This window comes from Rahnella sp. 2050, from assembly GCF_040544515.1.
Classification (GTDB): Bacteria; Pseudomonadota; Gammaproteobacteria; order Enterobacterales; family Enterobacteriaceae; genus Rahnella; species Rahnella aceris.
This window is the reverse complement of sequence record NZ_JBEPKE010000002.1, coordinates 185,745-210,751: the sequence shown is the minus strand read 5'-3', so window position 1 is coordinate 210,751 and position 25,007 is coordinate 185,745. Positions and strand designations below refer to the sequence as shown.

Here is a 25,007-nt window from a genome sequence, read left to right as displayed (position 1 = left end):
ATACCTGAGGAAACCTTTTTATGACTTACTGTGTGGCCATGCGCTTGTCCTCTGGCCTGGTGTTTGTTTCAGATTCACGCACCAATGCCGGAGTGGACCATATTTCCACCTTCCGTAAACTGCATGTTTTTCATCAAAGCGATGAACGCGTGCTGGTGATCCAGAGTGCCGGAAATCTGGCGACCACACAGAGCATTATCAGTCTGCTGCATCGTCGCTGCGCAGACGATGAGCGGGAAAACCTGCTGAACGTGAAGTCGCTTTACGATGCCGCCAGCCTGCTGGGTGAAACGGTGCGTGAAGTGATTGCACGGGACAGCGGCGCAAATCAGGGGGGCAATACAGATTTCAGCTGCAATCTGTTGCTCGGCGGACAGATTAAAGGTGAGGGCCAGCGGCTGTTCCACATTTATCCGCAGGGGAATTTCATCGAAGCCACGCACGACACGCCGTATTTCCAGATTGGTGAGAGTAAGTACGGTAAGCCGATTATCGATCGCGTACTGAGCTACGACACCGCGCTGGATCAGGCGATGCAATGTGCGCTGATTTCGATGGACTCCACACTGCGCAGTAATCTTTCCGTCGGCCTGCCGCTGGATGTGATGACCTATCCGACAGACAGCTTCAGCGCCGCGCAACAGCACCGGATCACCGAAACACACCCGTATTTCGACATGATCCGCAAAGGCTGGGGCGAAGGCCTGCTGAGCATTTTTGCGCAGTTGCCGCCGCTGAAATTAGACGAGTAATAATCCGCCACATCAGGTCTGGGGAAAATGGACAACCTCAGACCTGCCCCGTATTATCAATATCCCGTCCTTAATACGGATATTTGAGGTGCATATATTGTGGCAGTCACTATTTATGATATTGCCCGTCTGGCAAAAGTGTCCAAATCTACCGTTTCCAGAGTTATTACCAACCAAACCAATATTTCGCCAGATGCCCGTGAGCGCGTGCTGGATGCTATCCGCACGCTGAATTATCAGCCAAGCAAACTGGCGCGGGCGCTGACATCCAAAGGTTTTGATGCGATTTTAGTGATATCCACCCGTTCGACCAAAACAACCGCCGGGAACCCTTTCTTCTCCGAAATATTGCAATCCATTGCGCTGAGAGCGGAAGAAGAGGGTTTTGACGTTATTTTGCAGACGTCCAAAAATAGCGAAGAAGATCTGCAAAAGTGTGTCGCTAAAATAACGGAAAAAATGGTGAAAGGCGTGATAATGCTCAGTTCACCCGCCGATGAATATATTCTGGAACAGTTAGATAATTATCAGGTTCCTGTGGTGGTGATTGGCAATATTGAAGGAACATATCAGCACGTCTTTTCCGTCGATACCGATAATTTTCAGGACAGTTACCGGCTGACAGAACATCTTATTTCGCTCGGTCACCAGGATATTGCCTGCCTGCACGCGCCGCTGGATTATCACGTTTCCATTGACCGCCTTGCCGGTTATAAACGCGCCATGCAGGATGCCGGTCTGACTGCGCAACCGGGCCTGATGATTGACGGCGGTTATACCACCGAAAGCGCTTATCTGGCGGCGACGACATTGCTGCAAAAGGCGCATCCGCCGACGGCCGTTTTCGCCACGGATGCCGTGAAAGTCATGAGCATTTACCGCGCGGCCCATGAACAGAAAAAGATCATTCCCGATGAAATTTCCATCACCGGTTACAGCAGCGACAATATTTCGCCGATCCTGTCTCCGGGGCTGACCGGCATTGAAATTCCTATCCGCGAATTAGGCTGGCAGGGTTGCGGTGTGCTGTTCGATAAAATTTTCGATCGTCCCGGCGCGCATTCCCGCACGCTGGTGCCGACACAGCTGGTGGTGAATCATTCCGCCATAGAAATCACTGCCGGAAAATAAGAAAACCCAACCGGAAAACAGCTTCCGGTTGGGTGATGAGAGGCATCAGAAAGAATAGGTGACACCGACACCGGTATAATGGAATTTGGTCTTCGCATTGGCGCTGGCATCGGTATTATCGTGCAACTGCAATTCGTAGGCATATTCCAGTGAGATGGCAAAACCGTTGGGTAAAGGCTGATTGATTAACAACCCGAATCGCGTATCGGTTTCTCCTTCGCGTTCTCCGCGATCATCATTGTAATAATAGGTATCCAGCGTCCGGCGGGCATAAGGCGTCAGCACAGTTTTCCCGCTGGAGAAAAGATCGAAGCTCACCGGCAAATAGATACGCGCTTCCTGTTTAGCGAATTCCCCGCGCTGGCTGTCACCGGTATTCCATCCGCGATCTAAATAATAACTGACCTGCATCGCGATATCATCGGTGAAACTGTATTTCAAACCGGTTTCACCTTCAAACTCTTTATTCAGATAACCGTTATCGTCCATACTGTTATAATAATTATACAACGCCATCCAGCCGTTATATTTCAACGCAGGACTAAGCGACACCGACCAGTCTGGCTGAATGGTATAACGCTGGGTATTATAAGAATTGCCCTCTTTCTTTTTATCTTCATTATATTGCCACTGATAGTTCCTGAAACCGAGCATCAGCCCCAGCGCATAATCTGCGTTATCCACAAACTGATAATGCATATCGAATTCGACCTGATTAAACCAGTCACTTCGGGTATCTTCGGAGTAATCGACGTTATGGTCTTCCTGATAAAATGCGCCGTAGAAGTTCCACTTTCCTTTGCTGAAGTTAACAAATACCGTCGGTTCATAAGCGCCGTCTTTATCGCCCTGACCTTCTGTGTTCTCTGTTTCCTGCATGGCGCCGATCTGCACCTTCCAGGGTTCAGCAGGTAACGCAACGTTACCGATCGGTACCGGCGTCAGCATTGCCGGTGAATTATGATCTTCATTTTTATTTACGCTTTCGCTCTCAGCGGAAAAAGCCGACGAGCAGACTGTGCCGCATAATAATGCGGCAGCCACTTTCATTTTCATTATAATAATTCCTTTTACAGTAGGGACAGATGGATATTAAAACAACGGATAACCTCTTTTAAAATTCGTGTTATTTATACACGTTAGTGACATAACTTATTAATGCGCGGTAATGACTTCCTCAGTTTCACAATCAAAGAAATGACATTTATTCATATCAAAGCACAGGGATAATAATTGTCCGGCCTGATAATCAGTATTAGCGTTTGAACGGCAGACAAATTCATGACCGCCAATCGAGCAATACAACATAAATTCTGCTCCGGTCAGTTCAGCTACCGTAATTCGCGCGTCAAAATGTGCGTTCTGCTGCTCTGCACCGGCGATATCTTCAGGACGGATCCCGAGTATCAGCGGTTTACGTTGATAACCCCGTGCATTCAATATCGCCAGTTTGTCTTCAGGCACCGGAATATGCAGACTTTCCGTCACGAAAAAGTTGCCATCCAGCGCACCACGGATAAAGTTCATCGCCGGTGATCCAATAAAACCGGCCACAAACATATTTTGTGGATGGTTATAGACCGTTTTAGGCGCGCCAACCTGCTGGATAATGCCGTCTTTCATCACCACAATCCGCGTTGCCATGGTCATGGCTTCGGTCTGATCATGGGTGACATAAATCATCGTCGTATTGAGTTTATGGTGCAGCTTGCTGATTTCGGCCCGCATCTGTACCCGCAGTTTGGCATCGAGGTTCGACAGCGGTTCGTCCATCAGAAAGACTTTGGCATCACGCACAATCGCGCGCCCGAGCGCGACGCGCTGACGCTGGCCGCCGGATAACGCCCCCGGACGTCGCGCCAGATACTCATTCAGCCCGAGGATCTGGGCCGCATACTCCACGCGCTGACTGATTTCCTCCGGCGCAATCTTTCTCAGTTTCAGGCCAAACGCCATGTTGTCGTACACGGACATATGCGGGTAAAGCGCATAGTTCTGAAATACCATCGCTATCTCGCGATCTTTCGGTGCGACGTCGTTCATGCGCACGCCGTCGATCAGCAGGTCGCCGGAAGAAATTTCCTCCAGCCCGGCGATCATACGCAGGGTGGTAGATTTTCCGCAGCCGGATGGCCCGACAAACACGATAAATTCTTTATCCGCGATCTCCAGATTGAAATCCTTCACCACGTGAACCTGTTTGTCGTAAATTTTCTGAATGTGTTGCAGTGAAATCTGAGCCATAATTTTTCCTTAAATATCAGCCTGATGATGCAACCATAGTTGCCTGATAACCGCCCACGACAGCCCGTCGGTAGAATCCAGACGGTGATTTGCCCCTTCCAGCGTGGCGCCAATGCCAATCGAGAAAATGCCTCCGGCACGTAATGCATCAATCCCCGCCTGCGCATCCTCTATCCCTGCGGCATGCTGCGGCGCGATATTCAGCGCCTCGCAAACCTTGAGGAAAATTTCCGGATGCGGTTTGGAATGCGTGATCCGGCGGGCGTCCGCGACATAATCGAAAGCCTGCTCCAGTCCTAACGCCCTGAGCACCTGCGGGGCATTTTGTGAAACGGAAGCCAGACCGGTGAGCACGCCCTGTTCACGCAACGTATGCAGCAATTCACTGATCCCCGGCAAAATGTCCGCCGTGGTCAGCCCGGCGAGTAATGCGACATAATCGGCATTTTTCTCCGCCGCCATTGCGTCACATTCTGCCTGCGTAAAAGTTCCGGTTTTTCCGCCCACAGCGAGGATCTTCAACAGCGATTCCTGACGACTGACGCCCTTCAGTTGCTCATTAAACGCAGCATCGATGGGGATCCCGATACGCTGCGCCAGTCGTTGCCAGGCCATAAAATGCAGGTGTGCGGTATCGACCACCACACCATCGAGGTCAAAAATAACGGCACGCGGCAGGGGTTCAGTTTTCATCATGAGATCCTTTCAGAATGAGGCTTTCCGTAAATGTGTGAGAGATGCCGTTGATCCAGACCTTCAGCGGCTGAGCATCCGTTTTGCTGAGGGTAAATTGCCGGGGTTCAAGCGACACCGTCAGGCGCGTTCCACGCCAGCAAAGGGGAAACTGTAACCGCGTCCAGCCCTGCGGCAGCGAGGGCCGGAAATGCAGTTCGCCTGACTGATAATCCAGCCCCGCAAACCCCATCAGCGCCCCCGTCCAGATAGCGGCCGTGGCGGCCGCATGAATACCGTCGTCCGAAGAGTGAGGTTCCTCGCCCAAATCGATGCGGCACGCCTCGCGGTAAAACTGCAATGCCTGTGCGACCTGCCCGGTCCGGGCGGCAACAATCGCATGCACCGATTTACTCAGCGAAGAGTCGTGAATCGTACGCGGTTCATAAAAACTGAGACTGGCAGCCTGACATTGTGGCGTGAACTGTGCGGGCAGCAGTTGCATGAGCATGACCACATCGGCCTGTTTCAGAATCTGCATCTCGTTGATTTCCGCACGGGAATAATCCAGCAAAATGGCCTGTGTGCCCTGCCGGGATTTATAGGCTGTCAGGTCGCATTGCGGTTTGCTGAGGAAGGAATCATCCTGCGCGATCACACCCTGCACATCGGGCTGCGGCAGATACAGGTGCGTCAGAAAATCTTCCGCCTGCGCAAAGAATGCGGCGTCCTCATGATTAAATTCATGCAGATACCGGCAGGCCTCCCGGACGTTGTACTGCGCCATATAATTGGTAAACGCATTATTATCAACATGTTCGGTGTATTCATCCGGCCCGATGACGTTGAGAATTGCCAGCCGGTCGTCACGCCATTCAGCGCGGCTCATCCAGAACCGCGCGGTTTCTTTCAGCAGCGCCAGTCCCATTTGTTGCATAAATTCCGTGTCGAGCGTGGCCTGGAAATAGCCCACCGTGGCATAGGCGATATCTGCCACCAGATGATGTTCTGCCAGCGCCGATGCCACCCGTTGCCGCTGACCGGTACGGATATTGATCGCGGCAAATTCAGGCGTTTCCTCTTCGCCGCTGAACGCGCTTTCCCACGGAAACAGTGCGCCCTGATAACCATTCTGCCGGGCTTTGTCCTGCGCCTGCGCCAGATGCAGATAGCGGTATTCCAGCAGTTTTCGCGCCTGTTCAGACGCATTCAGCAGGGCAAAAGGCAGGATAAATATTTCGGTATCCCAGAAAACATGCCCTTTATAGCCTTCGCCGGTCAGCCCTTTCGCCGCCACACTGGCGCGCGCGTCATGCGCCGGGATCATCAGCTTCAGGTGATACAGCGCAAAATCCAGCGCACGTTGATCCTGGGGATCATCTGACGCCACACAGACCCGTGATGCCTGCCAGTAATGCTGCCAGTGGCGGGTATTTTCCATCAGCAGGTGTCCGTAACCTTGCTGCGCGTGTGCCAGCAGGGCCTTCAGGCAGCGTGCTGCGAAGGTGTTTTCTGGCAGGAAATCTGCGTCGAGCGACGTGGCAATCCAGCTGAATTTCTCCAGCGTCACCGCTTCACCGGCAGATAACGGCAGGCTGATATGTTGCAGTAACTGGCGGTTTTTCGACGAAAAACTGCTGCTGGCGCGGGCAGGAAACAGGCACTGGCTGGTGATGATCGCCTGCTGCTGGCCGTCTGTGGTCTGATAACCGCCTTGTAAAACGTTTTGATCGAAAACCCGTACTGAACATTCATTCAGATGCTGTCTGCCGCTGTTGGTGAGCGTTGCATCAATGCCGGTGCTCACGCACAAATGTGCATCCGCATCCAGCGCGGTGACAGTTAAACGGCTCGCCACCAGCGTCAGCGGAGAAAGCGCCACAAAACGACGGGTTTCGATTTTGAACCGCTGACCGGCGGGCGACTGCCAGACCAGTTCGCGATACAGCTCACCGTTCATGGTGCGCAGTTCACGCTGATAGGACAGCAGCGTGCCGGAAAGCAGCGATAAACTTTCGCCGTCCAGCTCAATGCGCATACCAATAATATCCGGCAGATTCACCAGTTCGGTGACTTCGGTCGTATTCGCACGGTGATAAAAACCCGCGACAAACATGCCCCGCTGTTGATCGGTATAGGCTTCTTCGTGACAGCCACGGATACCAATCCGGCCATTGCCGCAGGTATGCAGGCTGCCGTACTTATTCAGGCGATGTGGTGAAAACGGGGCTTCGGGCAGGATCTGAGGCTGAATCATAGATACACGCTCTCCCCCGACTCTGCCGACTGATAGACAGCCGCCACCAGTTGCTGGATCCGGTATCCCTGTTCCGCGTCTGCCAGACTCACCGTTTCCCCGCGAACCGCCGCCACAAACGCCTGAACGCTGCGAACATGGCGCTGATCGTCGGCAACCTCCCGGTGGAATAACCTCACCAGTTCACCCTTTTCATCGGTATACACCTGGGCAGGAAACAGTGTGGCACCGGCCTTATCACCGCAAAACTCAACATTCATCACCGATTGCGGCTGAATATTCAGCGCAAACGCCGTTTCCAGACGCAGCAACCCGCCGTTGCAAAACTCAATCGCGGCAAATACTGAATCTTCCACGCTGTATTTCTGCGGATCCCAGCTTCCGAATTGCCCTTCACTTTTGCGGTTACCGATTTTCTGAAACATCTGCGCGGTGACTTTGCGCACTGCCGGAAAGCCGAGCACGTACATGGCGGCATCCAGCATATGAATGCCGATGTCGATCAGCGGTCCGCCGCCGGACTGCGTTTTATCCGTGAAATTGCCCCAGCCGGGCACGCCGCAGCGGCGCAGGGCGCGCGCGGTGGTGACATAAACCTCACCCAGTTCACCCGCTGCGACTTTCTGGCGTAAAATGCGCGCATCTTCGGCGAAACGGTGATGAAAGTCATAGGCCAGAATCCGGCCAGCCTGTTCCGCCGCCTGCCACATTTCCAGCGCCTGCGCGGCGGTCATGGCAGGCGGTTTTTCACAGAACACATGACAGCCGTGCTGCAATGCCGTGATCACTTGCTGATGATGGAAAAGGTTGGGCGTACAGATGCTGACGATGTCGGGCCGTTCAGCCTCCAGCATCTCTTCCAGTGAGGTAAAGGCACGGGCGATACCGTTGCGCCCGGCAAATGCCTGAGCGCGCGCCGTATCGCAATCCACCACCGCGACCAGTTCAAGCCCCGGAAGCTGGCGGTAACAGGCCACATGGACCTTTTCCGCCACCTGACCCGCCCCCACCAGCGCCACTTTCAGCGTTCCTGCCGGTTTCGTTATAAATTCCATTTCGCGGCCTGTCAGTCAGAGTAAATTGCGAAGATAAGTCAGTGAATCCTGATAAGCCTGGGTCGGATTTTCTGCCCGCACGCGGCATTCGTAGACGATATAGCCGTCGTAGCCATCTTCTTTCAGTTGCTCAAACGCAGAGCCAAAATCAATGCTTCCGCTGCCCGGCTGGTAACGATGATTGTCAGCAATATGTACATGGCCGAGCAGATCGCGTTGCTGATGGAACGCAGCGCTGAGGCAATCCTCCTCAATACTCATATGGTAAAAATCACCGATGATTTTGACGTGCTCAAGCGCGCCCTCTTCGATATAACGGCGTGCCTCCGCCAGCGTGTTTATCATGTGATCCTGATAACGGTTCAGCGGCTCCAGATACACCGTGGTGCCGGTGCGTCTGGCGACATTTTCCAGCTCCCGCAAGGATGCGCTGACCGCCAGACGGTCGCCCGCCTGACTGCGCGGTGAGGTCATCGGCGGCAGACGGTAGGTAAACATTCCCCAGGCGGCGGGCACGATAATCCCTTTACCGCCGACCTGCGAAAGGGCTTCCAGAATCGCAGTGATTTGCTGCAATCCATTCAGACGACGCTCTTCGATGAAATCACCGATCCAACCCTCATAGCCGCCGCAGGCGGTAATCACTGGCAGGCCGGTTTGGGCGATAGCGGCTTTCACTTCGTCGAGATGATTTACCAGCAATTTGCCGTCAATTTCAAAACCGTCGAAACCCATTGCCTTGATAAATTTGAATTTCTCCAGAATATTTTCCGGGAAGAATGCCTGATTTTGTGTACCGATTTTCATGTCTAAGTCCTTTTAGAAAGTGATGCCGAGCTTGATGCTCTGATCAGGATGTTGATCGACGTATTTCATGTAGCTCTCCGCGCTGTTGCTGAACGTGACCACCGGATCGATCAGGTCTTCGCAGTTCAGGTAGCCGTTCATCAGCAGTTCCCAGCAGGAGTCTTCGATGCGTTTACGGCTCCAGCGGGGATAATCGGGATTGGGTTCGCTGCATGCGCGGGAAAAGACGATTTTGGCATTGTTAAAGTGGGCTTCCCGCCCGAGGTTAAAGCCTTCGGCAAAGGGTTTGGCAAAGGCGACATAAGAAATTGTGCCGCCGTAAGCGATACCCCGCAGCGCCGCCTGCAGTGCCTGGGCATTGCCGCTGGTTTCGATGATGACGTCCGCACCCTGTTTGCCGGTGAGTTTTTTGATCTCCAGCCCGATGTCAGTGCCGATCGGGTTAAACACGGCATCCGCGCCGTTTTTCAGCGCAATTTCCCCGCGTTTTTCCAGCGGATCGACGCCAATCACGATGCTGGCACCGGCCTTTTTCGCCAGTTGCACAGCGATTTGACCGATCGCCCCCAGCCCGACAATCACCACGAAATCGCCGACACGGACATTGCCGTCACGCACACCACTCATGGCGAACTGCGCCGGGTCATAACAGACGGCGTTTTTCCATGAGGCACCGGCGGGCATTTTGCGCAATTTGTAATTGTTCACGGCGTTGACGATCACCGTTTCGCTCAGCGGTCCGTAAGTACAGACATCATCGCCCAGCGCGTAATCCGTCACCTCGCAGCCCTTTTCGCAAACGGTGCCCACCACCATGTTGCCGAGCTGGAATTCGCCGAACACGATACCGCGCGGCGCATCCGCCGGACGGGGGACAAACATGCCCCATTCAGCCGAAAACTCCTCGTCGATAAACGGGCTGACGCCGCGAAAATCTACCACTTCGGTACCGTGTTTCGGTGCGCCAAATTTCACGCGAATTTTGACTTCATATGCCGCGACCGGGCGGTCCTCATAATCCATCAGTTCAGCCACACGCGGCTGGGTTGCGACCAGTTTTTTCATCGGATATTCCTTCATCTTTAATCAGTCAATATGCGTTTTAACGTCAGCCTTTTACGCCGCCGTCAGTAAGATTGCCTTTGATAAACCGCTCCGAAAGCGCGTACATCAGGACAACCGGCAGCGCGGTCACCAGTGAGGCGGCCATCATTCTTCCCCAGACATAATCCGGTGTGCTGAACAACGTGTTCAGGCCGACAGGCAGGGTGAAATTGGCAGAGCTGGAGAGGAAAATGGAGGCGAAGAGATAGTCATTCCACGCCACCATAAAGCAGTACACAAACACCGAAATGATGCCGGAGATCGCCAGCGGCACGGTGATGTAGAAAATGATTTGCAGCCGGTTAAGCCCGTCCATCATCGCCGCTTCTTCAATGTCGTGAGGAATGGTGTCGAAGTAACTTTTCAGCATAAACACGGCCGTCGGCAAGGTCTGAACCACCATGGTGATCACCAGCGCGGTAGTGGTGTCATACAGGCCCAGCGCCGAAATAATCTTGAACAGCGGCACCACCAGCAAAATGCCGGAAAACATGTAGACGGTATAAAAGCTGGCGTTGATGGTGACGCGCCCTTTAAAACGCAGCCGTGACAACGCATAAGCGCCCAGGATGCCGAAAAACACAGCGATCACGGACGCCAGTACCGACACGGTCAGGCTGTTTTTGAAGTAACTGAGGAACGGGAAAATCTGCGGATTGAAAATATCCACGTAATGATGGAAATCCCACTCCTGCGGAAACAGCGTCGGATGGCGGGAAATCGCCTCTTTACTGCTTTTGAACGAGGTCATCAGCATGATGAAAAAAGGAAATAACATCGCGCCAAGGAAAATCAGCAGGCTGGCATAAAAGCCCGCTTTGCGCAGGATCTTGCGGTTAGTTGCTGCCATTGATATTCACCCGTTTTCTGGCAAGAAGGATCACGATAAAGATCAGGGCAAACAGCACCATGGATATGGCGGCGGCTTTACCTAAATCGTTAAAGGCGAAGGCGGTTTTATAGAGATACACACCCAGAATATTGACCTTGTTGGTCAGCAGGTAGACGTCGGCAAACATGTAGAACATCCAGATCGCACGCAGCGTGACCACCGTTGCCAGTACCGGCATGATGGCGGGCAGCGTGACGATGCGGAATTTCTGCCAGGCATTGGCGCCATCCATGCCTGCGGCTTCGTACAGGGATTTATCGACGGTCTGCAAAATCGCCAGAAACGAAATAAAGGCGTAGGGGAAATAACGCCAGATGGCGAACAACACCACCAGCACGAAGCTGCTGACCGGATTGTCGAACCACAGCGGGGCATCGCTGAACAGGTGCAGCATGTCAGCACCGATCACATTCACAATGCCGTAGCCGTTGTTGAACATGTATTTCCAGGCAAATACCAGCGAAATGGAAGGCGTGACATAGGACAAAATCACCAGCGAACGCGCCGTTTTGCGAAAGCGGAACTCACGGTTAAAAAACAACGCGACGCCCAGCCCCAGACCGGTACTGCCCGCGACGACCAGTGCGGTGTACCAGAACGTCACCCACAACGAGTGATAAAAGCCCGGATCGCTGAGAATGCTGATGTAGTTATCCAGCCCGACAAACCGGTTATCAAGACGCGGATTCAGCGGGATTTGCAGAAAGCTGATCTGGATATTCGACAACATCGGATACGCCACCAGCAGCCCCAGCAAAAAGATGCTGGGGGCGAGCAGAAGCAGCGCAAAACGACCGTCAGAATGGTTAAATTTACGTGATTTCATGATCTTCCCTGACAATTCAGGCTCCTCCGTTTAGCGTTTTTGCATCAGTGCTTCGATACGCTTTTGCCCTTCCGCCAGTGACTGCTGCGGATCCTTCTTCCCGACGGTCACGCCATTGAGCATTTCGCTGAGCACGGCAGAGCCTGTGATATCGCCCATTGCTGCGAAGTTTTTCTCCCCGACGGAACCGAACACCTGCACGTTGGCAAACTCGTTCACCAGCATTTGCGGCAGCGTGCCAAATGCCTTGATCACCGGATTGTTTTGCCAGGTGGCATTACCGGTCACGCCTTGGGTTACCGGCAATGCGGCACCCGGCGACATCAGCACCCAGGCTGTCGCGTTATCCGGTTTTTCGAGGAAGCTCACCCACCGTTCGGCGGCCTCACGTTCAGGCGTATCCAGCCCGTTGGAGATGGTCAGTGAGGTGATGGTGCCGTAAACGGCTTTGGATTTTTCAGTCGGCACGGCAAAACCAAGGTCACCGGCTTTGCCTTCGCTGTACACCGCAGGAAGAATATAAGTGGAGTAAATCGCCATCGGCACCGTGCCGTTCATAAAGGCGTCTTTGATTTCCATGACATCATTGGAACCGGGCATCGAGAAGGTGGCGAGCTGACGGTAATAATCCAGCGCCTGCTGCATTTCCGGCGTGTTAACCGTGATTTGCCCCTGAGCATTAAATACGTTGGCATCGTTGGAAAGCGCAAACTGCGAGAAAGCCTGTTCGGTCAAAACACTTTCGGCGGTCGGTAACGCAATGCCATATTTTTTCCGCGCGGGCTGATTAAATGCCGTGGCAATGCGGGTGACATCCTGCCAGTTTTGCGGCGCAGAGAATCCGGCGTCAGCCAGTTGTGATTTGTTGTACCAGATCCCCTGTATCCAGCCATGGATCGGTACGCCGGTGTAATTCTCGCCTTCTTCCGTGCGCACGATGCGCAATACGCCGGGATAAAACTGATCAGCACCTATGCCGTCGATCACCTGCCTGATGGCATCGCGGTCGATCAGCTGTTCCTGATCCATCACTTTGGCGTAATCGTGACTGACTTCAATCACGGCTGGCAGTGCGCCGGTACGGGCCAGCGTAATCACTTTGGTGTTGTAGGCATCTTCTTCCACCGGCACCGGTTTAATGGTGATCTGCGGATTTTCCTGTTCAAATTTCGCAATCAGCTGATTAATGACCACCTGACGTTCCTGCTCGACCGAAGAATGCATAAACTCAATGGTGACCTGTCTCTCTTTGGCGTCCTCACAGGCCGATAAACATAATGCGGATAATAATAACGGGGTTATAAGGATATATTTTCTTTTCATTTTTATATTCATGAACATCTCCTTTGCTAATTTATAGCCAGCCGAAATCACTGGCCTGTGAAATATCACACCCTTTAAATACAAAAAAATAACGGAACATCTTAATTAATGGCGTAACCAGATATACTGATAAGGCTTTAATGTTATTTCCCCGTCACATTTCAGTGAATGATTATAAGGTAAGACCTGATAATCCCCCGAAGGGAGCGTTACCTGAATATTGTTAGCGGAAAGGTTAAACAGACACACTATTTCCTGGTTTCCCTGCCCCCGGATAAAGGCAAACACGCTGTCATGACATTCAATGACCCGCATCGGCGCGGAAGGATGAAATGCCGCCTGTTCAGTTCGGCAGATAATTAATTTCTTCAGTTCACCAAATACCCGCGCACGTAATGAATCAGGTTCAGATAATATCTGTCCAATTTCCGTGACATCATATTTCTGCCGGTTAATTGCCCGGTTATGCCCGGCGTTCTCAACCCCCTGAATATCGTTACGCGAACCCAGAATACTTTGGATATACACCGCAGGAACACCGGGGAATGCCAGCAAAATAGCGTGCGCCAGCATGAAGCGTTGCAGACGGATATCGTCGTCGTCCGACTGCCGGTTCAGCGCATCCATATAGGTGACGTTGATTTCATACGGGCTGGTGCTGCCATCCGGATTATTTTTATACGACACCCTCGCGCCTTCCTGTTGCAGCGCATCCACCAGCCTGAGGATCTCTGATTCCGGCAGTAATCCGCGCAACGGGTTCAGGCCAATGCCATCATGCGAAGCAAGAAAATTAAAGAAGGTGGTGGCGGGTGTGCAGGCATCCAGACCGGCGGCCCAGCGTTTCAGCGTTTCCCCGTTTTCACTGTGAATGGCATGCAGAACAAGCGGCGGCAGCGGGAACTGATAGACCATCTGCGCCTCATCAAACCCGTTACCAAAGTAACTGATGTTGTCCTGATGCGGCACATTGGTTTCGGTAATAATCACAGTACCGGGTGAAACATACTCCACCACGGCGCGGAATAGCTTCACCAGTAAATGTGTTTTGGGCAGATGAATACAGGAGGTGCCGGGTTCCTTCCACATGTAGCCCACAGCATCAAGACGCACATATTCAGCGCCTTCCGACAGGTATTTCAGTAACACGTCCAGCATGTCGCGCAGTACGTCAGGATGCGCAAAATTCAGGTCGATCTGATCCGCGCTGAAGGTGGTCCAGACATGACGGGTTTCGCCATTTTCAAAGCGGAAAGGCGTTAACAGCGGCGATCTGCGGGGACGGGTCACGGCAGATAAATCACTATTTTCGTTCAGGCTAATAAAATAGTTTTCATATTTCGAATTGCCCGCCAGATATTGTTTAAACCATTCACTGCTCGCGGAAATATGATTACAGACATAATCAAACATCAGCCTTGAAGACTGGCCAAGCTTACGGATATCTTTCCAGTCCCCCGCCAGTGGATTGACCTGCTGATAATCAATCACCGAGAAACCATCATCCGACGAATAAGGATAAAACGGCAGAAGGTGAATAATATTAAAAACATCCGCCAGATGCTGCTGATAAAAACCATCAAATACTGAAAGTGTTTTTTCTGCTTTGTTCGTGAACTGATCTGCATAGGTGATCAATACCACATCTTTTTCATCCCATCCCTGTTTGGCCGTATAGGTAATCTGATTTCTGGCAACCTCAATGCGTGTAATCAGATCATCTAAGAATACCGCTGACAATTTCCCTGCATATATCTGTTTCAGTAATCCCTGAATAGCGTCCATGATTTTCCTTTTTCCCTTTCCCTTTTTGTGGGACCGCTCCCACGGAATCGGAAATTACTCCTGCGTCCGGAGGTTGTCAACGAGGCAAACAGGCGGAAGGAATCAATAGAGGGGGAAACGCGGAATTATTATTGCAATCTGTGAGCAGATTCAAAATAAGCGGGGTACGCGAATGAAGGACAAAAAAGCAGGGACTATCCCTGCTCATCCATCTTCTGCACTAGCTTCTTCTCGACCTCAAACGGATCGATGCCACGCAATTGCAGGCGGCGGAAGCGAATGATATTAAAACCGTTCATGACCAGAAAACTGCCTTCGATAAGTGAACCGCCAATCGAGCCAAGCCAGATGTTGTGTGCCACCCAGCAGCAGGTTGAGCACCACATAATGCACCGGGTTGTCAGCCCGCTGGTGCGGAACAGCGCCCAGGTACTGACAACTGTCGCGCCGACCGGTAAGAGTTCCATCCAGTGATGGGCGCGGCTTAGCCCCAGTACCAGGGTCAGGACGATGAAAATTACCATAATCAACTGGTTACGGGTACGCAGGGAAATCAGTGTGCGCAGAGAATTCAGTAAGGCGCTCATGCCAGCGGGCGCGGCACCCATCATCAGAAAATGCACGCCGATAATGGCGCTGTAGGCAGAAAGCTGTTGTTTGAAACGGCGGTCGCTGCGGTTGAAAAACATCGTGATGCCGACCATGAAGGCCACAACACCAACTGACTGGGCAAACCAGTAATACGTCATTTGTCAGGAGTCTCATACGTGGGGGTCTTGCGCTGCAAAAGCAAACGGCGTTCCATAACTGAAACGCCGTTTCATCCTAACGATAAACCTGACCGGTTACAATGTGACACCGCTTTTAAAAATGGCTAATTCGCGGAAATCATTGAGTTCGTTTTTGGCTTTGCGGCCATCGGCGATCGCCACGATCAGATCCACAAATTCACCCAGCAACTGATCCATACTGACATCGTGGATCAGGCGTCCGGCATCGAAATCGATCCAGTGCGGTTTTTTCGTGGCCAGTTCACTGTTGGTTGCCAGTTTCACCGTCGGCACAAAACCGCCGTAAGGCGTGCCGCGTCCGGTACTGAACAGCACCATATGACAGCCCGCACCTGCCAGCGCACTGGTGGCGACGGCGTCGTTACCCGGCGCACTCAGCAGGTTCAGCCCCGGCGTAGTCAGGCGTTCGCCGTATTTCAGCACGTCCATTACCGGGCTTTGGCCAGCTTTTTGTGTACAGCCCAGCGATTTTTCTTCCAGCGTAGTGATGCCACCGGCTTTGTTACCCGGAGACGGGTTCTCGTAAATCGGCTGATTATGTTCGATGAAGTACTGTTTGAAATCATTCACCATGTGAACGGTTTTTTCAAACGTACTTTCATCGCGACAACGGCTCATCAGAATACGTTCTGCGCCAAACATTTCAGGCACTTCGGTCAGCACGGAAGTGCCGCCGTTGGCGATCACGTAGTCGGAGAAACGCCCCAGCAGCGGGTTAGCGGTGATACCCGATAAACCATCAGAGCCACCACATTCCAGACCGAATTTCAGTTCGCTGAGTTTACCGGCAACGCGTTTATCGTCACGCATTACAGCATACAGTTCGCGCAGGCGTTCCAGACCGGCTTCCACTTCGTCGTCGAACTTTTGCAGCGTCATGAAACGCACGCGCTCTTCGTCCACTTCGCCCAGCGTTTCACGGAACACGTCCACCTGATTGTTTTCACAACCAAGGCCGATCACCAGCACCGCACCCGCATTCGGATGGCGTACCATATTTTGCAGCATAGTACGGGTGTTCACATGGTCGTCACCCAGTTGCGAACAACCGAACGGATGCGTGAACAGGTAAACGCCGTCGGTACCCTCCGCGTCATTGGTTTCTTTCAGGAAACGTGTCTGGATCTGGCGGGCTATCCCGTTGACGCAACCAACGGTCGGGATCAACCACAGCTCGTTACGGATCCCCACCTGACCATTTTTACGACGGAAGATCTGCACATCGCGATCCGCCATCTGTTCCGGCAGGCTGGCGAAATCCGGCTGATACTGGTATTCGTCCAGATCACTCAGGTTAGTTTTGCCGTTTTGCGAATGAATATGCACACCCGGCTCAATCGCCGTCAGCGCATGCCCGATCGGCAGGCCGTATTTAACAATGTTCTCCCCCGCCGCAATCTGGCGAAGGGCAAACTTGTGGCCACGGGCAACCGGCTGAGCCAACACGACGGTGTGACCGCCTGCTTCGACCTGCTCGCCCGCGTCGATATCCCGCAACGCGACGGCGACGTTATCAGCGGTATGAATTTGAATGATACTTTGCATAGTTGTTCTCTTAGCTGTAAGCCGCCAACGCGTCACGCATGCCAAGGTCTTCAATCGACTGCAATTGTTCGGTCACTTTTGCAGTCAGACCCGGCACGGTATTCAGGTCACGTCCCCAGTGTTCTTCATCTGCCAGCACGGTTTCGACCAGCCCGGCCAACGGCAGGCTGCCATTACGCACGTTACCCCACAGTTCGGAGAAACGGCTCAACCAGTGTGCATCGTCCTGCAGCGGATAAATTTCACCGTTACGTTCACCACGGTAAAACGCCAGCAAGGCTGCCAGTGCAAAGGTCAGGCGCGGAGGCAGAAGCTGATTCTTTTCCTGGCTCGCCAGCAGTTGCGGCAGAATGCGGGTGCGGTATTTGGTCATGCCGTTCAGGGCAATCGACAGCAGCTGATGCTGAATGAACGGGTTGCGGAAACGGCTGAGTACCGCCTGGGCAAAGGACGTCAGTTCATCCTGTGGCAAATCCAGCACCGGCGAGATTTCCTCAGCGATCGCCAGTTCGACAAAGCGGCTGATTTGCGCATCATTCATGGATTCGCCAACGGTGTTCAGCCCTGACAGGAAGGCCACCGGCACCAGCGCGGTGTGTGCGCCGTTAAGGATCGCCACTTTGCGTTCTTTATACGGTTTGATGTCGTCAACCAGACGGATATTCAGCGGCAGCTTGTCCAGACGCAGTTCCTGCGCGAGACTTTTTGGCCCCTGAATGACGAATAAATAGAAGTGTTCGGCACTGTCGAAGAAGCTGTCCTGATAACCCAGTTCTTCCTGCAGGCTGTCGACTTCACTGCGCGGATAACCGGTAACGATGCGGTCAACCAGCGTTGAGCAGAAGGTGTTGCTGTTTTTCAGCCACTGGATGAATGCCGCTGGCAATGCCCAAAGTTGTGCGTAACGCAGCACCAGTTCCTGCAACGCTTCACCGTTGTAGTCGATCAGTTCGCATGGCAGCAGAACCCAGCCTTTATCGGCCGCGCCGGAGAAATGGTTGAAACGCTCGAACAGCAACCGGGTCAGTTTAGCCGGGAAGCTGGCCGGAGGCGTATCGTCCGGACGGTCGCTTTCGACATAGCTGATACCGGCTTCGGTCGTGTTAGAAAACACGAAGCGGATATTCGGGTCACGGGCCAGCGCCAGATACTCATCAAACTGGTGATAGATATTAATTTCGCGGTTAACGGAGCGGATGATCCGGGTATCACGCACCGTTTCCCCCTGCTCGTTCAGACCGCTGATGATGGTGGTGTACAGACCATCCTGCGTGCTGAGTGAAGGCGGAAAGTCAGTGTCAATCGGACGAACAACCACGATCCCGGCATCCAGATCGGTATGTTCATTCAGCAGGTCGATTTGCCAGTCGACAAACGCCCGCAGGAAATTACCTTCACCGAATTGAATAATTTTGTCCGGATGTTGACGGCCAGGGAAGTCACGGCGATTTAACCTTTGCATCTCACATTCACCTTAATTTGCTCAGACTCCGGTCTTTGAGGGCGGGAAAATTGCCCTATGGCCGTCGTTATCTGTTGGGATAGTTGTTTGTTATTTCAATGTTTATTTCAGGAGCGCAGGAACCTGCGCTCCGTCGTGCTACTCAGTTCAAGCCGATCAGTTCAGTTCAATCTGGAAATACTGTTTCGCGTTATCGAAGCAGATGTTTTTCACCATGCTGCCCAGCAGTTCGATATCTGCCGGTGCTTCGCCCTCTTCCACCCAGCGACCAATCATCTGGCACAGAATGCGACGGAAATATTCATGACGCGTATAGGACAGGAAACTGCGGCTGTCAGTCAGCATGCCGACGAAACGGCTGAGTAAGCCGAGGTTGGCGAGCTGTGTCATCTGACGTTGCATGCCGTCTTTCTGGTCGTTAAACCACCAGCCGGAACCGAACTGCATTTTGCCCGGCATCCCTTCACCCTGGAAGTTACCGACCATGGTACCGATCACTTCGTTATCACGCGGGTTCAGGCAGTACAGAATGGTTTTTGGCAGGCCACCGGCCAGACCTTGCGCGCCCAGCAATTTGGACAGCGGCTCGGCCAGTGGCTGGTCGTTAATGGAGTCGAAACCAACGTCTGCGCCAATCAGCTGGAACATACGGGTGTTGTTATTACGCAGCGCGCCAATGTGATACTGCTGTACCCATTCACGACGTTGATATTCAGAAGCCAGATACAGCAGAACGCCGGTTTTGAACTGAGCAATTTCTTGCGCAGTTGGCGTTTCACCGCTCAGACGACGGGACAGAATGCCGTCCAGCGTCGCATCATCCGCTTCGCCGTAAACCACTACATCCAGCGCGTGGTCTGACACTTTGCAGCCGTGCGCCGCAAAGTGATCCATACGTTTTTTCAGGGCATCACGCAGATCGCTGAAACGGGTAATGGAGACATCCGCCGCGGCTTCGAGTTTCTTCATGTAATCGACGAAGGTTGCCGCTTCAATGTTGAAGGCTTTATCCGGGCGCCAGCTTGGCAGCACTTTGACATCAAAGCCGGAGTCTTGTGCCACCGCTTTATGATGTTCCAGAGAATCAATCGGGTCATCGGTAGTGCCGACCATTTTCACGTTCATCTGTTTCATGATGCCGCGGGCAGAGAATGCATCCTGCGCCAGCAATTCATTACCGCGCTCCCAGATTTCGCCCGCGGTAGACGGGGAAAGCAGTTTACCGGTGATGCCAAACGGACGGCGCAGCTCAAGGTGCGTCCAGTGGTACAGCGGGTTACCGATCGTGTGGGGAACCGTTGCAGCCCAGGCGTCAAATTTCTCGCGGTCGCTGGCATCGCCGGTACACATCCGCTCAGGCACACCGTTGGTACGCATTGCGCGCCATTTGTAGTGATCGCCTTTCAGCCAAATGTCATACAGGTTTTTGAATTTATAGTCCTGCGCAATCAGCTCAGGTGGCAAATGGCAGTGGTAGTCAAAAATTGGCTCATCTTTCGCGTAGTCGTGATACAGGCGACGTGCGAATTCTGTGTCGAGAAGGAAGTCTTCCGTTAAAAACTGCGCCATCTTAGGTTCCTCATCATGAATTCTGTAGAGTTGTCACTCAATGGTGCGAAGTTATCACACCAATTTAAGCTATCGTCCAGTACTTTTTAATGCACCAAAGCCATTAAAATGACTGATTTCATTCCAAAAAAACAAACTAATTCTCTGTAAAATAATGACTTTAGCGTCATCAGCTGCTGGTGCTTATTATCCTCACAATTAGAGTGTCATTTTGTGATGTCACTCAAACTTTAAATCTGTATGACAAGTTATTTCGTACCAAATGTGACAAAACCTAAAAAGTGCGCGCCGGCTTGCGGACATTCAACCGGGCTTCGGCCTCATTATCCTCTTCCCACGCCAGCAGGGCTTATGTAATCCATTTGCCCTTCAGGCGGCCTGCATCGGTCAATTTTTACCAGATAACAGTGTTCATTAACTGTTCACGATAAATGTGATCATTTCGTGAAGTTGTCACACCAATTACGTTTCATTTTTCAGGCTGTCATTGTTAAGCATTGACAGAAAAGTGTGAATCGGATCAATCAAAATACAGTTTTCATTGTAAAATCAAGTAAATAACCGTGAAGTTAAAAAAGTTAAGTAACCACACAATATAAATGTGGTTTTGTGATGTCATTCAAATTTTAAATCTGTATGACAAGTTATCTTTGCATCGCCCGGACAAGAGCGTCAGAGATTACCTGCCACGTCCTTTCGCTGTTTCCGGGCAAAACACTTCCCGGGTGCAGTCAGCCCCATGGCGAAGCAGTAATTCTGGTGTTCAGGACGTTCATCGGACCCTTACGCACAGATAACAATAACGCAGTGCGTAATAACACGGGCAGCTCCCAGTGAAATCATCTGGCGGCAACGTTCCCGAAAACACTTTAAGGAAAGCCAGAACCCCCACGCTTGTTCAGGTGGTGCGAAATACGCCCTGACAGCCTGATGTTGTCATCGCCGGATTATTTACTGGGAGAGAGTTAAATGGGTAAGATTAAAGGGTTACGCTGGTACATGATCGCACTCGTCACCTGCGGCACTGTATTAGGTTATTTGACACGTAACGCCATTGCGGCTGCAGCGCCAACGCTGATGAGCCAGTTAAACATCACCACACAGCAATATTCCTATATTATCGCCGCCTATTCCGCCTGCTACACCCTGATGCAGCCGGTCGCCGGTTACGTTCTCGACGTCATGGGCACCAAAGTCGGTTACGCGATGTTCGCTATTATGTGGGCCATCTTCTGTATGGCGACAGCGCTGGCAAGTAGCTGGGGTGGCCTGGCCATCGCCCGCGGTGCGGTCGGTATGGCAGAAGCGGCCATGATCCCTGCCGGCCTCAAAGCCAGCAGCGAATGGTTTCCGGCAAAAGAACGTTCTATTGCCGTCGGTTACTTCAACGTGGGTTCATCTATTGGCGGCATGATTGCGCCTCCGCTGGTCGTCTGGTGCATCGTGATGCATAGCTGGCAACTGGCCTTCATCATTACCGGCGTACTGAGCCTGATCTGGGCACTGAGCTGGCTGGTGTTCTATAAGCACCCTAAAGATCAGAAGAAACTCAGCGCTGAAGAACGCACCTACATTCTGGAAGGTCAGGAAGCACAGCATCAGACCAACAACGGCAAGAAAATGTCTGCCTGGCAGATCCTGCGTAACCGTCAGTTCTGGGGCATCGCGCTGCCACGTTTCCTGGCTGAACCCGCCTGGGGAACATTCAACGCCTGGATCCCGCTGTTCATGTTCAAAGTGTATGGTTTCAATCTGAAAGAAATCGCGATGTTTGCCTGGATGCCGATGCTGTTTGCCGACCTCGGCTGTATCCTGGGCGGCTATCTGCCACCGTTATTCCAGAAGTACTTCAAAGTTAATCTGATCGTTTCCCGTAAAATGGTTGTCACCATGGGGGCGGTTCTGATGATTGGCCCTGGCATGATCGGTTTGTTCACCAGCCCTTACGCCGCTATTGCTTTGTTATGTGTCGGTGGTTTTGCTCACCAGTCACTGTCCGGAGCGCTGATCACTCTGTCATCTGATGTGTTCGGTCGTAACGAAGTGGCTACCGCCAACGGTCTGACCGGTATGGCGGCCTGGATGGCAAGTACCATGTTTGCACTGGTGGTCGGGGCGCTGGCCGATACCATCGGTTTCAGCCCGCTGTTCGCCGCCCTTGCCGTGTTCGATCTGCTCGGCGCCATCATTATCTGGACAGTCCTGCAGAACCGTTCTGCAGTAGAACCTGTCCCGGCTCCGCTGAAAACCGCAAAAGCCTAAACGTCTGTTCGTCAGCCCGGTAACTCTCTTTACCGGGCTTTGCATTTTTCTGACATTTCTCCCATGCCTTTCTGTCCGATGCACGGTGCATCAAACTTTCGTAAAACGTATACTGGCACTTGTATAATAAGTTCACAGGTCTGTCCGACACTCATTTCTTACAGGTTTCACTACTTTAAAGAGCACTCATATGGAATCCACAGACACCAGACGCCTATATCAACAACTGGCTGCCACGCTCAAGGAACGCATCGAAACAGGCTTGTATCCGGTTGGCGAAAAGCTGCCCGCTGAACGTCTGATTTCAGATGAAATGGATGTCAGTCGCACGGTCGTGCGTGAAGCGATTATCATGCTGGAAGTTGAAGGTTATGTGGAAGTCCGTAAAGGGTCGGGAATTCATGTGATGTCAAATCAGCAGCGCCACCTTGTTGTGCCCGATTGTGGCAGCGAGTTTGGCACTGCCGGTCCGTTTGAGCTGTTACAGGCACGTCAGCTGATTGAAAGTAACATCGCTGAATTCGCCGCCACACAAGTCACCAAGCAGGACATCATGCGTCTGATGGAAATTCAGGAGCATGCCCGCCAGGAAGACCGCTTCCGCGATTCAGAATGGGATTTAAAATTCCATGTGCAGGTCGCACAGGCCACGCAAAACAGTGCGCTGGCGACCATCGTTGAGAAGATGTGGAGCCAGCGCTTGCATAACCCTTACTGGCGCAAACTGCATGAGCACATTGATGAGAAGTCCATTGAGAGCTGGTGTGAAGAACACGATCTGATTTTAAAAGCGCTGATCCGCCGTGATCCCCACGCCGCCAAACTGGCAATGTGGCAGCATCTGGAAAACACCAAACAAATGCTTTTCCGCGCGACCAGCGATGATTTCGAGTTTAACGTAGACCGTTATCTTTATTCAGAAAACCCGGTAGTTCATCTCGACCCGCCGGTACTCAATTCTAAATAAATTCCCCTTAAGGCAGGTTTATTCTCCCAACCTGCCTTTTTCGTGCCTCTGCTTTGCCCCCGCCAATCCTGTCAGGCACTGTCGAGTAGTGTCAGCCAATGTAAAACCCTTTTCCATAACGTGCTTCAGACTTAAATGATCAGTCTCAACGCGCTATATTTACCTGTCTGAGTTATTGTTATTTTGTTACAGTTAGACCACTTTTTTTACCCGTCCATGCCGAGTGAAACAGGCCCGGAGACGCGTAAATCCCCGAAAAACTCATGACCAGAAAGCCCGCCAGGGAAGAGGCGACCTTATCAGCAAAACAGGCAGCGTCGAGACAAATTCTCCGCTGATGTCTTTCGCTGACCCACTGAAAATGATGGAGTTTTACAACACCGATGGAAATTATCAGTTCGCTTATCGATGCCCTCTGGCAACAAGATTATAAAACCCTGGCTAATCCCCAATTAGTCTGGGCGTTGTATCTGATTTTATTCATGATTATTTTTCTGGAAAACGGTTTGTTGCCTGCGGCTTTTTTGCCGGGCGACAGCCTGCTGATCCTTGTTGGCGTTTTGATCGCCAAAGATGCCATGAATTTCCCTTTAACCATTTTCCTGCTGACCACCGCAGCCAGCCTCGGTTGCTGGCTGAGTTACGCCCAGGGAAAATGGCTGGGCAACACCCGGATAGTACAAAGCTGGCTGGCGCATTTACCCGTGCATTATCATGAACGTGCACACGCGCTTTTCCATAAGCACGGTCTTTCCGCCTTGTTAGTCGGCCGTTTTCTGGCCTTTGTCCGCACCCTGCTGCCAACAATTGCCGGACTTTCAGGCCTGAACAATAGCCGTTTCCAGTTTTTCAACTGGGTGAGCGGATTGTTGTGGATCCTGATCCTGACCTCGCTGGGGTATTTTCTCGGTAAAACCCCGCTGTTCCTGAAATATGAAGATCAGGTGATGAACTGCCTGATGCTGCTCCCTGTTTTGCTGCTGGTCGGCGGCCTGATCGGTTCGATTGTGGTGCTGTGGCGCAAAAAACACGCTGACCGTCAAAATAAAGGCAAGAATGCATAATGAACCGAAGATTACTCAAACGTTCATTTATCTGGCCTCTGCTGCTCATGCTGCTGGCGGCGGCGACTATGATCGGGCTGGCGGTATCCCGTCTTCCGGCACCGACCAGTGCGCTGCAAATCCGTCCTGCCAGAGCGGGCGTCGCGTTACCCGATGGTTTTTATGTCTATCAGGGGCTGAGCCAGCGCGGTATTCACATCAAAAGCATTACGCCGCTCAATGATGCTTTGGTGGTACAACTCGACACCGCCTCACAACGCAAACTGGCGGAGACCGTATTGCAGGACATTTTGCCTGCCGGATTCGTTATCCAGTACTACGAACCTCAACATGCCACGACCTGGGGGTCGAAACTGGATCGTGAGCGTCTTAAGTTCGGATAAGACCATGCGCAGGATTTGTCTCATATCACCACATATTCAGCGGTAATATAATTTAGACGCTAGCATTCATAAAACTCATCAACAAATGGAATTAAGTGCACATTCGCTTAAACGTC

Annotated in this window: 21 protein-coding genes; 6 read left to right on the top strand and 15 right to left on the bottom strand. The window is 52.2% G+C overall.

Annotated elements, in window-relative coordinates; genetic code table 11:
* Positions 1–20 precede the first annotated feature (20 nt).
* Both ABIC79_RS08235 and ABIC79_RS08230 read left to right on the top strand, forming a co-directional pair.
* On the top strand, positions 21–752 hold the full coding sequence (locus ABIC79_RS08235; RefSeq protein WP_013577186.1) for a proteasome-type protease: 732 nt from the start codon (positions 21–23) through the stop codon (positions 750–752).
* Positions 753–851: 99 nt separating this feature from the next.
* Positions 852–1,883: a LacI family DNA-binding transcriptional regulator gene (locus ABIC79_RS08230; RefSeq protein ID WP_013577187.1), complete on the top strand. Its 1,032-nt coding sequence runs from the start codon at positions 852–854 to the stop codon at positions 1,881–1,883.
* Between the two features lie 45 nt (positions 1,884–1,928).
* On the opposite strand, the gene ABIC79_RS08225 is transcribed toward ABIC79_RS08230, so the two are convergent.
* The 15 genes from ABIC79_RS08225 to uxaC form a co-directional block, all read right to left on the bottom strand.
* Positions 1,929–2,939: an OmpG family monomeric porin gene (locus ABIC79_RS08225; RefSeq protein WP_013577188.1), complete on the bottom strand. Its 1,011-nt coding sequence runs from the start codon at positions 2,937–2,939 to the stop codon at positions 1,929–1,931.
* Between the two features lie 99 nt (positions 2,940–3,038).
* Positions 3,039–4,127, bottom strand: coding sequence for an ABC transporter ATP-binding protein (locus ABIC79_RS08220; RefSeq protein WP_037035089.1), 1,089 nt, complete (start codon positions 4,125–4,127; stop codon positions 3,039–3,041).
* A gap of 9 nt (positions 4,128–4,136) precedes the next feature.
* Positions 4,137–4,820, bottom strand: a complete 684-nt coding sequence (pgmB, locus tag ABIC79_RS08215) for a beta-phosphoglucomutase (RefSeq protein ID WP_119262128.1) — start codon at positions 4,818–4,820, stop codon at positions 4,137–4,139.
* On the bottom strand, positions 4,810–7,056 hold the full coding sequence (locus tag ABIC79_RS08210) for a glycoside hydrolase family 65 protein (RefSeq protein ID WP_166860875.1): 2,247 nt from the start codon (positions 7,054–7,056) through the stop codon (positions 4,810–4,812). The genes pgmB and ABIC79_RS08210 overlap by 11 nt, the downstream gene beginning before the upstream one ends.
* Positions 7,053–8,111 (bottom strand): Gfo/Idh/MocA family protein, encoded by a 1,059-nt coding sequence (locus ABIC79_RS08205; RefSeq protein WP_119262130.1) that lies wholly within the window; start codon positions 8,109–8,111, stop codon positions 7,053–7,055. The genes ABIC79_RS08210 and ABIC79_RS08205 overlap by 4 nt, the downstream gene beginning before the upstream one ends.
* 15 nt (positions 8,112–8,126) lie before the next feature.
* A complete protein-coding gene (locus tag ABIC79_RS08200) occupies positions 8,127–8,918 on the bottom strand; it encodes a sugar phosphate isomerase/epimerase family protein (protein ID WP_121019674.1) in 792 nt (263 codons plus the stop codon).
* 12 nt (positions 8,919–8,930) lie between these two features.
* Complete coding sequence (gene ycjQ, locus ABIC79_RS08195; RefSeq protein WP_013577194.1) at positions 8,931–9,983, bottom strand: D-guloside 3-dehydrogenase; 1,053 nt, start codon at positions 9,981–9,983, stop codon at positions 8,931–8,933.
* A 43-nt stretch (positions 9,984–10,026) separates the two neighbouring features.
* A complete protein-coding gene (locus tag ABIC79_RS08190) occupies positions 10,027–10,872 on the bottom strand; it encodes a carbohydrate ABC transporter permease (RefSeq protein WP_013577195.1) in 846 nt (281 codons plus the stop codon).
* Entirely contained in the window at positions 10,859–11,740 is an 882-nt protein-coding gene (locus tag ABIC79_RS08185) for a carbohydrate ABC transporter permease (RefSeq protein WP_013577196.1), read from the bottom strand. The genes ABIC79_RS08190 and ABIC79_RS08185 overlap by 14 nt, the downstream gene beginning before the upstream one ends.
* Before the next feature lie 30 nt (positions 11,741–11,770).
* Entirely contained in the window at positions 11,771–13,063 is a 1,293-nt protein-coding gene (locus tag ABIC79_RS08180) for an ABC transporter substrate-binding protein (RefSeq protein ID WP_194286520.1), read from the bottom strand.
* Between the two features lie 105 nt (positions 13,064–13,168).
* Entirely contained in the window at positions 13,169–14,848 is a 1,680-nt protein-coding gene (locus tag ABIC79_RS08175) for an alpha-amylase family glycosyl hydrolase (protein WP_121019672.1), read from the bottom strand.
* Between the two features lie 194 nt (positions 14,849–15,042).
* Positions 15,043–15,597, bottom strand: coding sequence for a YgjV family protein (locus ABIC79_RS08170; RefSeq protein WP_013577199.1), 555 nt, complete (start codon positions 15,595–15,597; stop codon positions 15,043–15,045).
* 96 nt (positions 15,598–15,693) lie between these two features.
* Entirely contained in the window at positions 15,694–17,184 is a 1,491-nt protein-coding gene (locus ABIC79_RS08165; protein WP_037035079.1) for a UxaA family hydrolase, read from the bottom strand.
* A gap of 10 nt (positions 17,185–17,194) precedes the next feature.
* The gene (locus ABIC79_RS08160) at positions 17,195–18,646 is read right to left on the bottom strand and encodes a tagaturonate reductase (RefSeq protein ID WP_354566781.1); all 1,452 of its coding nucleotides are present in this window, start codon (positions 18,644–18,646) and stop codon (positions 17,195–17,197) included.
* A gap of 156 nt (positions 18,647–18,802) precedes the next feature.
* Positions 18,803–20,215 (bottom strand): glucuronate isomerase, encoded by a 1,413-nt coding sequence (gene uxaC / locus ABIC79_RS08155; protein ID WP_112197450.1) that lies wholly within the window; start codon positions 20,213–20,215, stop codon positions 18,803–18,805.
* A 969-nt stretch (positions 20,216–21,184) separates the two neighbouring features.
* On the opposite strand from uxaC, the gene ABIC79_RS08150 reads away from it, so the two are divergent.
* The 4 genes from ABIC79_RS08150 (at position 21,185) to mzrA (ending at position 24,891) form a co-directional block, all read left to right on the top strand.
* Positions 21,185–22,477: an MFS transporter gene (locus tag ABIC79_RS08150; RefSeq protein ID WP_013577203.1), complete on the top strand. Its 1,293-nt coding sequence runs from the start codon at positions 21,185–21,187 to the stop codon at positions 22,475–22,477.
* 190 nt (positions 22,478–22,667) lie between these two features.
* Positions 22,668–23,444, top strand: coding sequence for a transcriptional regulator ExuR (exuR, locus tag ABIC79_RS08145; protein ID WP_013577204.1), 777 nt, complete (start codon positions 22,668–22,670; stop codon positions 23,442–23,444).
* A 383-nt stretch (positions 23,445–23,827) separates the two neighbouring features.
* Positions 23,828–24,508, top strand: coding sequence for a DedA family protein (locus ABIC79_RS08140; RefSeq protein WP_013577205.1), 681 nt, complete (start codon positions 23,828–23,830; stop codon positions 24,506–24,508).
* Entirely contained in the window at positions 24,508–24,891 is a 384-nt protein-coding gene (gene mzrA, locus ABIC79_RS08135) for an EnvZ/OmpR regulon moderator MzrA (protein ID WP_015690506.1), read from the top strand. Before ABIC79_RS08140 ends, mzrA begins: the two co-directional genes overlap by 1 nt.
* Positions 24,892–25,007 lie beyond the last annotated feature (116 nt).

Coding starts and splice junctions, on each gene's coding strand:
- ABIC79_RS08210 (WP_166860875.1), bottom strand. CDS start 7,056: ATGATTCAGCCTCAGATCCTGCCCGAAGCCCCGTTTTCACCACATCGC.
- ABIC79_RS08150 (WP_013577203.1), top strand. CDS start 21,185: ATGGGTAAGATTAAAGGGTTACGCTGGTACATGATCGCACTCGTCACC.
- ABIC79_RS08170 (WP_013577199.1), bottom strand. CDS start 15,597: ATGACGTATTACTGGTTTGCCCAGTCAGTTGGTGTTGTGGCCTTCATG.
- ABIC79_RS08225 (WP_013577188.1), bottom strand. CDS start 2,939: ATGAAAATGAAAGTGGCTGCCGCATTATTATGCGGCACAGTCTGCTCG.
- ABIC79_RS08200 (WP_121019674.1), bottom strand. CDS start 8,918: ATGAAAATCGGTACACAAAATCAGGCATTCTTCCCGGAAAATATTCTG.
- ABIC79_RS08205 (WP_119262130.1), bottom strand. CDS start 8,111: ATGGAATTTATAACGAAACCGGCAGGAACGCTGAAAGTGGCGCTGGTG.
- ABIC79_RS08185 (WP_013577196.1), bottom strand. CDS start 11,740: ATGAAATCACGTAAATTTAACCATTCTGACGGTCGTTTTGCGCTGCTT.
- ABIC79_RS08165 (WP_037035079.1), bottom strand. CDS start 17,184: ATGCAAAGTATCATTCAAATTCATACCGCTGATAACGTCGCCGTCGCG.
- ABIC79_RS08180 (WP_194286520.1), bottom strand. CDS start 13,063: ATGAAAAGAAAATATATCCTTATAACCCCGTTATTATTATCCGCATTA.
- ABIC79_RS08190 (WP_013577195.1), bottom strand. CDS start 10,872: ATGGCAGCAACTAACCGCAAGATCCTGCGCAAAGCGGGCTTTTATGCC.
- ABIC79_RS08175 (WP_121019672.1), bottom strand. CDS start 14,848: ATGGACGCTATTCAGGGATTACTGAAACAGATATATGCAGGGAAATTG.
- ABIC79_RS08235 (WP_013577186.1), top strand. CDS start 21: ATGACTTACTGTGTGGCCATGCGCTTGTCCTCTGGCCTGGTGTTTGTT.
- ABIC79_RS08160 (WP_354566781.1), bottom strand. CDS start 18,646: ATGCAAAGGTTAAATCGCCGTGACTTCCCTGGCCGTCAACATCCGGAC.
- uxaC (WP_112197450.1), bottom strand. CDS start 20,215: ATGGCGCAGTTTTTAACGGAAGACTTCCTTCTCGACACAGAATTCGCA.
- mzrA (WP_015690506.1), top strand. CDS start 24,508: ATGAACCGAAGATTACTCAAACGTTCATTTATCTGGCCTCTGCTGCTC.
- ycjQ (WP_013577194.1), bottom strand. CDS start 9,983: ATGAAAAAACTGGTCGCAACCCAGCCGCGTGTGGCTGAACTGATGGAT.
- pgmB (WP_119262128.1), bottom strand. CDS start 4,820: ATGAAAACTGAACCCCTGCCGCGTGCCGTTATTTTTGACCTCGATGGT.
- ABIC79_RS08220 (WP_037035089.1), bottom strand. CDS start 4,127: ATGGCTCAGATTTCACTGCAACACATTCAGAAAATTTACGACAAACAG.
- ABIC79_RS08140 (WP_013577205.1), top strand. CDS start 23,828: ATGGAAATTATCAGTTCGCTTATCGATGCCCTCTGGCAACAAGATTAT.
- exuR (WP_013577204.1), top strand. CDS start 22,668: ATGGAATCCACAGACACCAGACGCCTATATCAACAACTGGCTGCCACG.